This window comes from Burkholderia sp. SIMBA_051 (assembly GCF_046534915.1).
Lineage (GTDB): Bacteria > Pseudomonadota > Gammaproteobacteria > Burkholderiales > Burkholderiaceae > Burkholderia > Burkholderia ambifaria.
The window spans coordinates 1-233 of sequence record NZ_JAWRXS010000954.1; the positions used below are offsets into that span (position 1 = coordinate 1).

1 protein-coding gene is annotated in these 233 nt (G+C 57.9%); it reads right to left on the reverse strand.

The window, feature by feature from the left end; genetic code table 11:
- The coding region (locus SB771_RS37320; protein WP_410722319.1) for a Dabb family protein at window positions 1-233 on the reverse strand (233 nt) is incomplete at both ends.

The window sequence follows — 233 nt, forward strand, 5'->3', positions numbered from 1 at the left end:
GCGCGATGAGTCGGATGCGCGAGATAGATATAACACTCGTCGCGGCTGTCGAAATCCATCATGAAGCCATCGGCGAGATCCAGACCGTATCCCTCTGGCGAGATGTTTGGCCCGCACTCGAAGTTCGTGAATGCGATCTCAGGTATCTCCGCAAGCCGCCTGATTTGCTCGAAGAAGGCGAGGCGACTCGGCGCCGCCACTTCACTGCGGAATCGACACAGCACGATGTGTCG